Source organism: Acidovorax sp. GW823-FHT05D11 (assembly GCF_058795695.1).
The window spans coordinates 63852-77983 of the sequence record NZ_CM179502.1 but is presented as its reverse complement, the minus strand read 5'-3'; the positions used below and the strand labels follow the sequence as shown (position 1 = coordinate 77983).

Here is a 14132-nt window from a genome sequence, read left to right as displayed (position 1 = left end):
ATGATGGCAAGGTCAAGCACCTCGGCAGGCCCCGGCCCGGCACGCTGCCGATCACCCGCCGCCGACAGCCCACACGGCGCCTTGTCCGATACGCAGCCCCACGGGCTGGTGATCGAATGGCCGCATGACGACACGCTCCACGCCCCACGCTCCTCCCCCCGCCGCGGCTGCGGCGCCGCAGCCGCGCACTGGCCAGGCCCCCGCGCCCCTGGACCACGCGGCCTTCCGCGAGCGGTTCCTGCAGGACTTCCAGGACCCGCGCTTCGCCAGCGAGGCGGCCGACGCCATCGACCGCATCGAGGCCATCGCCTGGCGCAACTACGACGAGGGCCGCAAGGCGCCGCGCACCCGCAAGGCCGGCCCGGGCCATGCCGACCCCGGCTACGAACTCTCGCTGGACTGGCTGGACGCCAAGGCCAGGATCGACGCCGCGCGCACCCGCTGGGCCGACCCGGCCTCGCCGCCGCGCGCCCTGCTCGTGTGCGGCTCGGCCCGCAACGATGGCACCTGCCCCGGCGAAATCTCCAAGAGCTGGCGCCTGCTGCACACGGCGCGCGAGGCCCTGGCGGACGCCGGGGTCGAGGTGGACACGCTGGACCTGAGCCGCGTCACCTCGGACTACGGGCGCCACATCCACCCCTGCAAGGGCTGTGTCTCCACCGCCATGCCGCTGTGCCACTTTCCGTGCAGCTGCTACCCCAACCACGCCATGCGCCAGACCGGCGACTGGATGAACGAGATCTACGAGCGCTGGACCGCCGCGCACGGCGTGATGATCCTCACCCCCGTGTACTGGTACCAGGCACCGAGCCCCCTCAAGCTCATGATCGACCGCCTGGTGTGCGCCGACGGCGGCAACCCTGACCCCACCAGCACCCACGGCAAGAAGGCCGCCGAAGCCAAGGCGCTGGAACTGGCGGGCTGGGACTACCCCAAGCACCTGGCCGGGCGCGCCTATGCGCTGGCAGTGCATGGCGACGTGGCGGGCATTGAGAGCACGCGCCGGGGCCTGTCGGACTGGCTGGACTGGATGGGCTTCATCGACGCCGGCCCCGCCGCGCGGCTGGACCGCTACATCGGCTACTACGAAAGCTACGCCGACAGCCATGCCGCGCTGGACCGGGACACCGCCGTGCAGGACGAGGTGCGCGGCGCCGCCCAGGCGCTGGCCGTGGCCATCACCGCGCTGCGCGCCGGCCGCCTGGTGCAGCCCGACGCAGGCGTGCGCAGGCCACGGCCCAAATAGGATTCGATCAAAATCCCGCCGTGGCGCTTGTCCATATTGCGCAAGCAGCTATATTTTCAATAGCAAACAGAGGGGAATCCCCCGGGGGGCTTGACCTTGCCATGATGTGAAGGTTTACGCTGCAGGTGTTCAAGCACTTTATCGGCACAGGAGCCCGCCATGACATCCACTTCCCCGATCTCTTCCCCGTCGCCTTCTCCTTCTTCTTCTTCCACGCAGCTCTTCACCGTGCAGGGCATGACCTGCGGCCACTGCGAGCGTGCCGTCACGCAGGCCGTGCGAGGGGTGGACCCGGATGCCACCGTGCGCATCGACCGCGGCACGGGGCGCGTGGAAGTGGGCAACACCGACGCGGACCGCGCGGCCCTGGCCAGCGCCATCGCCGAAGAAGGCTACGCGGTCGCGCCATGACGGCCACCCCCGGCGCACCGGCCCGCCACCGCGCAGAGCCCGCGCTGCCGGGCCGGCCGCTGTCCATCGGAGAAGCGGCGCGCAGCGCGGGCATCTCCGCCCGCATGGTGCGCCACTACGAGTCGCTGGGCCTGCTGTCCGCCGTGGCCCGCACCGACAGCGGCTACCGCCAGTACACCGAGGCGGACGTGCACACGCTGCACTTCATCCGCCGCAGCCGCGACCTGGGCTTCTCGATGGAGGAGATCGCCGAGCTGCTCGCCCTGTGGCACGACCGCAGCCGCGCCAGCAGCCAGGTCAAGCGCATCGCCCAGGCGCACATCGACGACCTGAGCGAGCGCATTGCCGCCATGCAGGCCATGCAGCGCACGCTGAAAACGCTGGTGTCGTGCTGCCAGGGCAATGACCGGCCGGACTGCCCGATCCTCGACGACCTGGCGGCAGCGCCCGGCACACCGCCCGCCCCCAGGCCCGCGCGCCCGGATTGAGGCACAGCCCTCGCGGCGAGGCGCTCGTTCAGGCCTTGGACGCCCGGGCGGCGGGCGCAGCCCTGCCCTTGGCCACGGCAGGGGTGCCGGCCTTGCGCGCCGCACGCTTCGCAGCCGGCGGCGGGGGTACGTCCGCGCGGCGCAGCACCCCCTGGCACAGCGTTTCGATGCACTGCCCCGCCACCTGCTCGGCCGTGTACTCGCCGCCGGGCTGGTACCAGCGCCCGATCCAGCTGAGCGCGCCCGCGATCACGAAGGCCGTCATCTTCGGGTCGCAAGGCTGCAGCGATCCTTCCTCCACCCCCTCGGCCACGAGGCGGCGGAATTCCTGGTCGATGGCGGACTTCAGGCGGCGCAGCTCCTTGCGGCTCTCCGGCGGCAGCTGCTCGTCGCCCACGCGGATCAGGCACTTGCCGAAGTCCATGGTGACGATGCGCGCATACACCTGCATGCAGGTCATGAGCTGGTCGATGGCCTTGCCCCCGGCCGCGCGCGAGGCATCGATGCCCTCGAGCATCATTTCGAGGCCCTTGCTCACGCACTGCAGCAGGATCTCGTCCTTGTTCTTCACGTAGTAGTACAGCGTGGGCTTGGTCACGTTCAGCCGCGCGGCGATGTCGTCGAGCGAGGTGGCATGAAACCCGCGTTCGTTGAACAGCTGCGCGGCCGCCTGCAGCACGGCATTGCGCTTGGCCTCGCGCTGCTGTTCGCGGTGGGACGCGGGCGCCCAGGGAGACGCAGGCGGGCGGTCGGCACTGCGGGGGGGCGACACGGTGGGGCTGGGCATGGCGGGCTGGTTCCTCGGGAAAGTACGGATGCTGGTTTGGCGCGGGGCCTTCCAGAATCTACTCACGAGTAAACAGTTTACGCACAAGTAGGAAATTTCTGCAGGCCCGCAGGAATTTTCTGGTCAGCACAAACCCGCATTAGAAAGCCAATGGAGACACACCCACCCGGCATTCCCCCCGCCAGCGCGCCGCCCCTGCTGCAGGTCGATGGTGTCACGCTGGCCTTCGGCGGGGTCAAGGCGCTCACCGGCGTGGGCTTTGGCGTGCAGGCCGGCTCCATCACCGCCGTGATCGGGCCCAACGGTGCGGGCAAGACCTCGCTGTTCAACACCATCTCGGGCTTCTACCGCCCGGGCAGCGGCGCCATCCGTTTCAAGGGCCAGGACATCACGCGGGTGCCGGCACCGCAGCGCGCCCGGCTGGGCCTGGGGCGCAGCTTCCAGAACATCGCGCTGTTTCGCGGCATGACGGTGCTCGACAACATCAAGCTCGGGCGGCATGCGCACCTCAAGACCAATGTGCTCGACGCGCTGCTCTACGTGGGCCGCGCGCGCCGCGAAGAGGCCGCCCTGCGTGCCGACATCGAGGAGCGCATCATCGACTTCCTGGAGATCGACCACATCCGCCATGCGCCCGTCTCGGCCCTGCCCTACGGCCTGCAAAAGCGCGTGGAGATGGCCCGTGCCCTGGCCATGCAGCCCGAGGTACTGATGCTCGACGAGCCCGTGGCCGGCATGAACCGCGAGGAGACCGAGGACATGGCGCGCTTCATCCTCGACGTGCGCGCCGAGTGGGGTGTCACCGTGCTCATGGTCGAGCACGACATGGGCATGGTGATGGACCTGTCGGACCACGTGGTGGTGCTCAACTTCGGCCAGGTCATCGCCCAGGGCACGCCGGGGGAGGTGCAGGCCAACCCCGAGGTGATCCGCGCCTACCTGGGCTCGGGCGACGTGGGCGACCTGCGTGCCCGGTTCCAGGCCGCTGCCACCGCCGCGCCAATGCAGGGGGCCCCGGCATGATGGACTGGGCCTACCTCTTCGAAATCAGCCTCACCGGCATTGCCGGCGGCGGGCTCTACGCGCTCGCGGCGCTGGCCTTCGTCATGGTCTACAAGGCCACGCGCGTGGTGAACATCGCGATCGGCGAGATGCTCATGGTCGGCGCCTACCTGTTCTTCACCTTCGCCGCCACCTTCGCGCTGCCGCTGTGGCTGGCCATTCCGGCGGCGGTGCTCGGCTCGGGCCTGCTGGGCGCCGTGATCGAGCGCACCATGATCCGCCCGCTGCTGGGCGAGCCGCCGATTTCCGTCTTCATGGTCACCGTGGGCCTGGCCTCGGTGCTCGTGGGCCTGGTGGAAATGATCTGGACGGCCGACCAGCGCCGCCTGCCCGAGTTCATGCCCACCAAGCCCATCATGATCGGCGAGGCCTTTCTCGCGCCCAAGGTGTTCTGGGGCGCGGTGATCGCCGTGGCCTTCATCGCCGCGGTGCTGCTGGTGTTCCGCTTCTGGCGCGGCGGCGTGGCCCTGCGCGCCACGGCCAGCGACCAGGCCGCCGCCTACTCGGTGGGCATCAACGTGCCGCGCGTGTTCTCGCTGGCCTGGGTGGTCTCGGCCATGATCGCCGCGGTCTCCGGGATCATCGTCGGCTCCATCGGCGGCATCTCGTCGAGCATGGGCGTGTTCGGCCTGTCGGTGCTGGTGGTGGTCATCGTGGGCGGGCTCGACAGCGTGCTCGGCGCCCTCGTCGGCGGCCTGCTCATCGGCCTCATCGAAGCGCTGGCTGGCGCCTACCTGGGCGGCGAGTACAAGCTGCTGGCCACCTTCATCGTGCTCGTGGCCGTGCTGCTGGTGCGGCCCTATGGCCTGTTCGGCACGCACGAAATAGAACGTCTGTAAGGCACGCCATGCGCATCGGAACCCTCAAGGAATCCTACGTCGCCGACGCGGCGCTGTTCGACTCGCGCACGCAGAAGGTGTGGCTCGCCGTGGTCGCCGCACTGCTGCTGCTCTTCCCCTTCATGGCCAGCGACTATTGGCTCTACCTGGCCTGCCTGGTCAGCATCAACGTGGCCAGCGCCACGGGGCTGAACATCCTCACCGGCTACACCGGACTGGTGAGCCTGGGGCAGGCCGCCTTCATGGGCCTGGGGGCCTACACCGTGGCCGTGCTGGAGACACGCGCGGGCACGCCCTTTCTGCTCAACCTGCTGGCCGGCGGCTTCGTGGCCATGCTGGGCGGCATCGTCGTAGGCATCCCCTCGCTGCGCGTCAAAGGCCTGTACCTGGCCATCGCCACCATCGCGGCCTCCTTCATCGCGCACTTCATCTTCGCCAACTGGAAGTTCACGGGCGGCACCGGCGGCCTCAGCGTGCCGCCGGCCAAGCTGTTCGGCCTGCCGCTCGACACCTCGTTCCGCCTGTACTGGGTGATCGTGCCGGTCACCGTGCTCATGCTGCTGGGCGCGGCCAACCTGTTTCGTACGCGCGTGGGCCGCGCCTTCATCGCCATCCGCGACCGCGACATCTCGGCCGAGGTGCTGGGCATACCGCTGCTGCGCTACAAGCTGCTGTCGTTCGGGCTGTCCTCGTTCTACGCGGGCGTGGCAGGCGGCCTGTGGGCCTACTTCTTTCGCGTGGTCACACCCGAGAGCTTTCCGCTGCTGATGTCCATCTTCTTCCTGGCGGCCATCATCGTCGGCGGCATGGGCTCCATCCTGGGCGGCATCCTGGGCGCGGTGTTCATGACCATGGTGCCCGAGCTGCTCAAGCTGGTGGTCGCCCTGCTGCCCGGCGGCAACGAGCTCACGGTGTTCCTCTCGCCCGTACGCACCGTGATCTTTGGCCTGCTGATCATCGGATTTCTGGTGTTCGAGCCACAGGGGCTCGCAGAAGTGTGGCGGCGCATTCGCCGCTTTTTCCATCTGTGGCCGTTCCGCAATTGAGAGAGCCGCCACAGCCCATAAAACCATGAAGGAGACAAGCACCATGCCCACCACCAACGCATCCCCCATGTCACAGCGCCGCCGCACCCTGCTGCTCGCTGCGGGCGCCACGCTGGCCGCACCGCTCACCGCCACCGCGCAGGCCAGCGGCGAGGACATCGTCATCGGCGGCTCCATCCCGCTCACCGGCGTGTTCGCGTTCGCGGGCGTGGGCATCAACGCCGGCATCGGCGACTACGTGAAGATGGTCAACGACGCGGGTGGCATCAAGGGCCGCAAGCTCAAGTACGTGCCCGAGGACACGGGCTACAAGGTCGACGTCTCAGTGGCCGCGTACAAGAAGATCACCAGCCAGAACAAGGTGAACCTCTACTACGGCGACTCCACGGGCTTTGCCAAGACCATCAACCCCGAGCTCGACCGCGCGGGCACCACGCTGATGGCCGGTGCCTCGTTCGCCAGCGAGCTCAACGATCCGAAGAAGTACCCGAACCAGTTCCTCGTGGGCCCGGACTACACCGAGATGTTCGGCATCCTGCTCAAGCACATCGCCAAGGAAAAGCCCGGTGCCAAGGTGGCCTTCGTGTACTCGGACTCCGAATTCGGCCGCGACCCGATCGACAAGAGCGAGGCCACCGCCAAGGCGCTCGGCCTGTCGGTGCCCGTCAAGATCATGACGCCCGCGGGCAGCGTGGACGTCTCGGGCGAGGTCATCAAGCTGCGCCGCGCCGCGCCCGACTACACCATCTTCCACGGCTACATCCTCGCGCCCATCCCCGAGTTCATCACCCAGGGCAAGCAGCAAGGCATGACCAGCAAGTGGATGGGCACCTTCTGGACCATGGACAGCTCCACCGTGATGAAGATGGGCGAGGCCGCCGACGGCTTCATGGGTGTGATGCCCTACCGCTACTACTACGACACCGAGAAGGCGCCCATGCTGGAGAAGATCCGCGCGCTGCGCCCCGAGTACCAGAGCACGGCCTACATCCAGGGCTTTCTCGCCGCCATGCTGTTCACCGAATCGGCCAGGCGCTGCCTGGACGCGGGCAAGCCCCTCGACGGCAAGAACCTCAAGGCCGCGCTCAACAGCATCAAGGACTTCGACACTGGTGGCCTGATCGGCGTGCCGATCACCATCAGCGGCAACTCCATCCCCGTGGGGCGCGTGTACCGCGCGGACATGAAGGCACAGAAGATGGTCGCGGCCTCCGACTGGATCAAACTGTGACCAGCCTGCCATGACCCCGCTCGCCACGCCGGACCACGTCCTCGAAGTCAACAACATCGAGGTCATCTACAACAAGGTCGTGCAGGCCCTGCGCGGCCTGTCGCTGGCCGTGCCGCGCGGGCAAATCGTGGCGCTCTTGGGCAGCAACGGCGCGGGCAAGTCCACCACGCTCAAGGCCATCTCGGGCCTGCTGGCGCTCGAAGACGGCACGGTGGAGTCGGGCAGCATCCGCTTCAACGGCCAGCCCACCGCGGGCTTGGCACCGCAGCAGCTGGTGCGCAATGGGCTCTCGCACGTGATGGAGGGGCGCCGCGTGTTCGAGGACCTCACGGTCGAAGAGAACCTGGTGGCCGCGACCTATGCGCTCACGGGCCGCGCCGATGCCAGGCCCGACTTCGACACCGTCTACAGCTACTTCCCGCGCCTGCACGAGCGCCGCAAGGGCCTGGCCGGGTATCTCTCGGGCGGCGAGCAGCAGATGCTGGCCATCGGCCGCGCCCTCATCGCCCAGCCCCAGCTGATCCTGCTCGACGAGCCCTCGCTGGGCCTGTCGCCCAAGCTGGTGGAAGACATCTTCACCATCATCGCGCGCATCAACGCCGAGCGCGGCACCTCCATGCTGCTGGTGGAGCAGAACGCCACCGTGGCGCTCGCGGTCGCCCACCAGGGCTACATCATGGAGAACGGCAAGATCGTGATCGACGGCTCGGCCGAGCGCCTGGCCAACGACCCCGACGTGCGCGAGTTCTACCTGGGCATGGGGGGTGGCGGGGAAGCCAAGAGCTTCAAGGACATCAAGCACTACAAGCGCAGGAAGCGTTGGCTGTCATGACCCTCCCGAACCTCACCCTGCCCCAGATGCTGCGCGAGCGCGCACGCACCGAGCCAGCGCGCGTGGCCATCAGGCAAAAGGACTTCGGCATCTGGAAGCCCTTCACCTGGGCCCGCTACCACGAGCGCGCCTGCCACTTCGGCCTGGGCCTGCGCGCGCTCGGCCTGCCGGCGGGCGGGCATGTGGGCGTGATTTCCGAGAACCGCACGGAATGGGTGCTCGCGCAGATGGGCGCGGGCCTGGTCGGTGCGGTCACCGTGGGCGTCTACCCCACCAGCCCCAGCAACGAGGTGGCCTACGTGGTCGGCCATGCCGACATCGAGGTCATGGTCTGCGAAGACCAGGAGCAGACCGACAAGCTGCTCGCCGCCCTGCCCGAGCTGCCGCGCCTGAAAAAGATCATCGTCATCGAGACCAAGGGCCTGCGCAGTTTCGCGCCCGAGGTGCGCGCGCTGATCGCCACCTTCGCCGAGGTCGAGGCGCTGGGCGTCGCATCCGGCCAGCAGGCGCTGGTGGACGAGGCCCTGGCGCGCCAGACGCTCGACGACGTGGGCCTGATGATCTACACCTCGGGCTCCACCGGCAAGCCCAAGGGCGCGATGATCAGCTACCGCAACATCCGCGGCGTGGTGCCCGGCATCGTCGACCGGCTGCAGCTCGATGCGGCCACCACGCACCTGTCCTACCTGCCGCTGTGCCATGTGGCCGAGCAGATGCTCACCAGCTTCGTGCCGGTGTACATCGGCTCGCAGGTGAACTTCGGCGAGTCCATCCGCACCGTGCAGGAAGACCTGCGCGAGGTGGCGCCCACCATGTTCCTGGGCGTGCCGCGCATCTGGGAGAAGATGCACGCCGCCATCCACATCAAGCTGCAGGAGACCGGGGGCCTGCGCCGCCGGCTGTTCCACCATGCGGTCGCCGCCTGCCAGCCGCTGGCCGAGAAGCCGCGCAGCGCCTGGAGCCTGGGCGAGCGCCTGGCCTTCGCCGCCAGCTACTGGCTGGTGTTCCGCGCGCTGCAGAACTTCGTCGGCCTGCGCCAGGCGCGCGTGGCCCTCACCGGGGCCGCGCCCATACCGCCCGACGTGGTGCGCTTCTTTCGCGTGCTCGGCCTGCCGCTGGTGGAGGTCTACGGCCTGACCGAATCCACCGGCATGGTCACGGGCCACCGGCTGGACAACGTGGTGGTCGGCACCGTGGGCGTGCCCATCCTGGGCGTGGAGCACCGCATGGCCGACAACGGCGAGCTGCAGCTGCGCGGCGACATGGTGTTCGCGGGCTACTACAAGAACCCCGAGGCCACGGCCGCGAGCATCATCGATGGCTGGCTGCACACCGGCGACGTGGTGCGCGAGGAGCAGGGCCAGATCAAGATCGTGGACCGGCTCAAGGACATCATGATCACCGCCGGCGGCAAGAACCTCACGCCCTCGGAGATCGAGAACACCATGAAGGGCAGCCCCTTCATCAAGGAATGCATCATCGTCGCCGAGGGCCGCAAGTTCGTGGGTGCGCTGGTGATGATCGACTACGAGACCGTGGGCAAGTGGGCCGAGGCCCGGCGCCTGGCGTTCACGCATTTCCGCTCGCTGGTGGAAATGCCCGAGGTGCGCGAGCTCATCGACGCCGAGATCCGCCGGGGCAACGAGCGCCTGGCCCAGGTCTCGCAGATCCGCCAGTTCCACCTGCTCACCAAGGAACTGGACCACGACGACGGCGAGGTCACCGCCACCATGAAGGTGCGCCGCTCCAGCATCTACAAGACCTACGCTGCCGAGATCGAGGCGCTGTACCGGTAGAGAGAAGAAAAAAGGCAGGTCGCGCAGGGCCGTTGTGGGTTTCGTTTGCCATCCTGCTCTCAGCAATGCTATCAATATAGAAGCGTCTTGCGCTTATTGAGCAAGCGCTGGAAGGTATTTTGACCATGAACTCGTCTACCACCGTGCAAGCACCGCCCGCACAACCCCCCCTGCTGCTCGAACGGGACGGCCCCATCGCCACCCTGCGCTTCAACCGCCCCGAGGCACTCAACGCCATCGATGTGCCCATGGCGCAGGCCTTTCTCGCCAGCGTGCAAGCCATTGCCGCCGACCCCACGGTGCGCGCCGTGGTGCTGCGCGGCAACGGCAAGGGCTTCATGGCTGGGGGTGATCTGGCCACGCTGCGGGCCACGCCCGTGCAGGGCGCCATCGACATCCTCACGCCGCTGAACCAGGCCCTGCCGCTGCTGGCGCAGATGAACGCCCCCGTCATCGCCCAGGTGCACGGCGTGGCCGCGGGCGCGGGCCTGAGCCTGCTGCTGATGGCCGACTATGTGCTCGTGGCAGAGGGCACGCGCTTCAACCTGGCCTACATCAACCTGGGCACCAGCTGCGACGTGGGTGCCTCCTGGGCGCTGCCGCGCCTGGTGGGCATGCGCCAGGCGCTGGAGATCGCGCTGCTGGGCGAGGCCTTCACCGCCGAGGATGCGCTGCGCCTCGGCCTGGTCAACCGCGTGGTGCCCGCTGCAGAGCTCGACGCCGCCACCACCGCCATCGCCGAGCGCCTGGCCGCAGGCCCCACCCTGGCCTACGGCGCCATGAAGCGCCTGATGCGCGAGTCGATGGACCGTACCCTGCCCGAGCAACTGGCCGCCGAGGCGCGGGCCTTCGTGCACTGCGCGGGCACACAGGACTTCCAGGCCGGGGTGGACGCCTTCCACGCGCGCCAGGCACCGCAGTTCACGGGCCGCTGACCTTCCTTTTTCCATCCCGCCTTCCACCTCCCCTTCGCCGAAACTTCCCATGAGCCTTCAAGACGTCTACGTCCTCTCCACCGCCCGCACCGCCATCGGCACCTTTGGCGGCAGCCTCAAGGACGTGCCCAACACCGGTCTCGCCACCACTGCCGTGAGGGCCGCCATCGCGCGCAGTGGCCTGCCCGCCGACGCCATCGGCCATGTGGTGATGGGCAACGTGATCCCCACCGACACCAAGGACGCCTACCTGGCCCGCGTGGCCGCCATCGACGCCGGCTGCCCCATCGAGACGCCGGCCTTCAACGTCAACCGCCTGTGCGGCTCGGGCCTGCAGGCCATCATCTCGGCGGCCCAGGCCATCGGTTACGGGGATTGCGACATCGCCATCGGCGGCGGCAGCGAGTCCATGAGCCGCGGCCCCTACTTCGACACCGCCGCGCGCTACGGCGCGCGCATGGGCGACGCCAAGAGCATCGACTACATGCTCGGCATCCTGCACGACCCGTGGCAGAAGATGCACATGGGCATCACCGCCGAGAACGTGGCCGAGCGCTACCGCATCAGCCGCGAGATGCAGGACCAACTCGCAGTGCAGAGCCAGCAGCGCGCGGCGCATGCCATCGCGGCCGGCTACTTCCGCGAGCAGATCGTGCCGGTGGAGATCGCCACGCGCAAGGGCACGGTGGTCTTCGACACCGACGAGCATGTGCGCGGCAGCACCACGCTCGAAGTGCTGGCCGGCATGAAGCCCGCGTTCAGGAAGGACGGTTTGGTCACCGCGGGCAATGCCTCGGGCATCAACGACGGCGCCGCCGCCGTGGTGCTGGCCTCGGGCGCACGCGTGTCGGCCCTGGGCCTCACACCCCTGGCCCGCCTCGTGGGCTACGCCCATGCGGGCGTCGAGCCGGCCTACATGGGCATCGGCCCGGTGCCGGCCACGCGCAAGGTCCTGCAGCGCACCGGCCTCACCGTGCAGGACATGGACGTGATCGAGGCCAACGAGGCCTTCGCCGCCCAGGCCTGTGCGGTGATCCAGGAGCTGGGCCTGGACCCGTCCAAGGTCAATCCCAACGGCTCGGGCATTTCGCTGGGCCACCCGGTGGGCGCCACGGGCGCCATCATCACCACCAAGGCCATCGCCGAGCTGCACCGCACCGGCGGCCGCTATGCGCTGGTGACCATGTGCATCGGCGGCGGCCAGGGCATCGCGGCGGTGTTCGAGCGGGTGTGAGGGCGGCGCCGTCCCCGCGCTGCCGCCATTCAGGAGTTTTGCCTCCAGCGCTTTCCCATCCACCATCGATTACTACCAAATAAATAGCAACTGAGTCCCGTGGATCCTGTGAATGCGCTTCGCACTTGTGTGGCGCGGCGCCTGGGCAAGGAGCGGGCCCGGCGCAGTCCCGGGGGCCACTTCGGCTTCCGAGGCCTGTGCCGATCGCATCAGTATGATCGCGCTGGACAGCGCTCTCCAGCCGGAGCGCCCCGCCTTTCTCTCCAAAAATCCCCATGAAAAAACTCTTTCGCATTGCGGCACTGCTTTTCTCCCTGATTCCTTTTGCCAGCAGCGCCGTCGCGGCCCGCCCGGTGTCCAGCATCATCGTGATGCCTTGGGACCTCAGCCAGAACAAGAATCTTCCTGGCGAACTCAAGTCCAAGGGATTCAGCCACGCCACGGTGTACCTGAACTGGTCCGACATCGAGCGCAGCAAGGGCCTGTACGAGTTCAGCCACTACCACGGCCACATGGATGCCCTTGTCGACGGCGGGCTGTCGCTCCTGCTGGTCATCGACATGGGGGGACGGCCCTACAAGGACGAGAGCGGCAAGCTGGTGCCCAACATGTCCACGGTCCCGCAATGGATCACCGCCGCGCATCCCGATGCCGTCATGCGGAATTTCTCGGGCGACCCGAGCTGGCAACCGGATTTCACGGACGACAGGATCAGAAAGCCCGCGCACGCTTTCATCGCGCAAACGGTCGATCATTTTTCCAGGCGCTACCCCGCAAAGGTGCTCGGCTATGCCCTCGGCCTCCAGGAGGAACACGAAATAAAGTATGGGCAGATGGGCTACCAGTGGCGGGACTACAAGGAGTCCACACAGAATGACTTCGCCAGGAAGCACAACAACGCCCGTCAGCCTGTCATCAACTACAACAACAACATCGCCGCAGGGGTGCCCAAAGCGGAACCTCTTTTGCATGCCCACAAGGAGTTCCGGGAAAACCGGCTCCAGGAAGCCACCTGCGCATACACCAAGGTGATCCGGGACAAGGGGGCGCAGGCGATCGGATATTTCGCCGAGACATTCACGTCGCATGACGCCATCTATGCCACCGGCATCGTTGAAAAACTGGCTGGGTGCATCGACATAGCCGTCATCGATTTCAACTTCTACGATGGCTACAGCCTGGTGCCGGATGCAGACGTCCTGCCCACGCTTGCCAACTACATGGGCTCGCTGGGCTACAGGAAAATCATGGTGGGTGCCTACGGTGAGCGATGGGAGGCCGAAAAAAGATCGCGGGAACTGATGCCTGTCATCCAACGCTCCGTCACCCAATCGCTGACGCAGGCCAATGTGATGGGCTACGAGATCGGAGGGTTCGCGCACCAGGCAGGCGGCGGCTCCCTCTCCGCCCTTGACATGGACAAGCTCAATGCCCCATCTGGCCACACTGCGGCAACCAGCACGGCCCCCCGGATCAAGATTGGCATCCTGGGCTCCACGACCAACTTTCACGTCTGGCACGGGGAAAGAAGTGCAGGCAGAAACACCCACCGTGATGCGCTGTTCGCGTCCTACAAGATCCTGAGCAGCGAGCCCGGGATGGATGTCCATGTCATCGGCGAAAAGAACCTTCTGCAGGACGATCCCCTCATCCAGCGCCTGGATGCCATCCTCGTTCCGCACCAGGCAGCCCTGCCACAGAGCGTCAAATCCAAGCTGACCACTTACTGGAAAAACGGCGGGTCGCTCATCCAGGACATGCGTCTGGGTGAGTTCGACGAAAACGGCAAACCCACCTTTGACTGGATGCATGAGGTGTTTGGGATTGCCAATATCGAGTGGAAGAAAAAGGGCGGTGTCTTCCTGATTGATGGCAAGGTCTATCGGCTCAAACCCTCAAGGCGCATGTACGTCAGCTATGCGTCGATAACCCCACGCCCGGGCTACAAGGTGCTGGCCACGGAACTGCTGCAGCGGGATCAGGGGATCATGGTGCGGGGGGAACGTACGCTGGCGTTCGGCTTCATGCCGCAATTGATCGAGGACGACACGAGGGAAGCCTGGGGAAAGTTGTTCGTGCGGGAAATCGTGAACATCGTGCCCCCACGGCCCTCGCGAAAGTGACATTGGCGATGCCCCGTACAGTGATCTGACCTGCAAGACAACCGCAGTTTTTGCTCGGGGCCCACACCACCGGCTCGAATACCGGGCGGTCTGGTCAGCGGT

13 protein-coding genes are annotated in these 14132 nt (G+C 67.2%); 12 read left to right on the top strand and 1 reads right to left on the bottom strand.

Annotated features, from left to right (window positions below; all coding sequences use genetic code 11):
* Positions 1–124: 124 nt before the first annotated feature.
* The 3 genes from AC3RCE_RS00355 (at position 125) to cueR (ending at position 2145) form a co-directional block, all read left to right on the top strand.
* Positions 125–1246, top strand: a complete 1122-nt coding sequence (locus AC3RCE_RS00355; protein WP_492254270.1) for a flavodoxin family protein — start codon at positions 125–127, stop codon at positions 1244–1246.
* A gap of 237 nt (positions 1247–1483) precedes the next feature.
* Positions 1484–1657, top strand: a complete 174-nt coding sequence (locus AC3RCE_RS00350; protein ID WP_492246188.1) for a heavy-metal-associated domain-containing protein — start codon at positions 1484–1486, stop codon at positions 1655–1657.
* A complete protein-coding gene (gene cueR, locus AC3RCE_RS00345; protein WP_304505091.1) occupies positions 1654–2145 on the top strand; it encodes a Cu(I)-responsive transcriptional regulator in 492 nt (163 codons plus the stop codon). Before AC3RCE_RS00350 ends, cueR begins: the two co-directional genes overlap by 4 nt.
* A 28-nt stretch (positions 2146–2173) precedes the next feature.
* Here cueR and AC3RCE_RS00340 read toward each other — a convergent pair whose 3' ends face one another.
* Positions 2174–2932, bottom strand: a complete 759-nt coding sequence (locus AC3RCE_RS00340) for a TetR/AcrR family transcriptional regulator (protein ID WP_218339295.1) — start codon at positions 2930–2932, stop codon at positions 2174–2176.
* A 150-nt stretch (positions 2933–3082) separates the two neighbouring features.
* Between AC3RCE_RS00340 and AC3RCE_RS00335 the strand changes: the two genes are divergently transcribed.
* From AC3RCE_RS00335 to AC3RCE_RS00295, 9 genes are all read left to right on the top strand, one after another.
* A complete protein-coding gene (locus tag AC3RCE_RS00335) occupies positions 3083–3955 on the top strand; it encodes an ABC transporter ATP-binding protein (protein WP_218296400.1) in 873 nt (290 codons plus the stop codon).
* Positions 3952–4833, top strand: coding sequence for a branched-chain amino acid ABC transporter permease (locus AC3RCE_RS00330; RefSeq protein ID WP_492254269.1), 882 nt, complete (start codon positions 3952–3954; stop codon positions 4831–4833). Before AC3RCE_RS00335 ends, AC3RCE_RS00330 begins: the two co-directional genes overlap by 4 nt.
* A gap of 8 nt (positions 4834–4841) precedes the next feature.
* Positions 4842–5879, top strand: coding sequence for a branched-chain amino acid ABC transporter permease (locus AC3RCE_RS00325; protein WP_492254268.1), 1038 nt, complete (start codon positions 4842–4844; stop codon positions 5877–5879).
* Positions 5880–5922: 43 nt separating this feature from the next.
* Positions 5923–7110: an ABC transporter substrate-binding protein gene (locus AC3RCE_RS00320; RefSeq protein ID WP_492254267.1), complete on the top strand. Its 1188-nt coding sequence runs from the start codon at positions 5923–5925 to the stop codon at positions 7108–7110.
* 10 nt (positions 7111–7120) lie between these two features.
* Positions 7121–7942: an ABC transporter ATP-binding protein gene (locus AC3RCE_RS00315; protein WP_218296396.1), complete on the top strand. Its 822-nt coding sequence runs from the start codon at positions 7121–7123 to the stop codon at positions 7940–7942.
* Entirely contained in the window at positions 7939–9738 is a 1800-nt protein-coding gene (locus tag AC3RCE_RS00310) for an AMP-dependent synthetase/ligase (protein ID WP_218296395.1), read from the top strand. The genes AC3RCE_RS00315 and AC3RCE_RS00310 overlap by 4 nt, the downstream gene beginning before the upstream one ends.
* Before the next feature lie 125 nt (positions 9739–9863).
* Positions 9864–10673, top strand: a complete 810-nt coding sequence (locus AC3RCE_RS00305) for an enoyl-CoA hydratase/isomerase family protein (RefSeq protein WP_218296394.1) — start codon at positions 9864–9866, stop codon at positions 10671–10673.
* Positions 10674–10722: 49 nt separating this feature from the next.
* Entirely contained in the window at positions 10723–11907 is a 1185-nt protein-coding gene (locus tag AC3RCE_RS00300; protein WP_492254266.1) for an acetyl-CoA C-acyltransferase family protein, read from the top strand.
* A 275-nt stretch (positions 11908–12182) separates the two neighbouring features.
* Positions 12183–14030: a type 1 glutamine amidotransferase family protein gene (locus AC3RCE_RS00295; protein WP_218296392.1), complete on the top strand. Its 1848-nt coding sequence runs from the start codon at positions 12183–12185 to the stop codon at positions 14028–14030.
* The last annotated feature ends 102 nt before the right edge of the window (positions 14031–14132 follow it).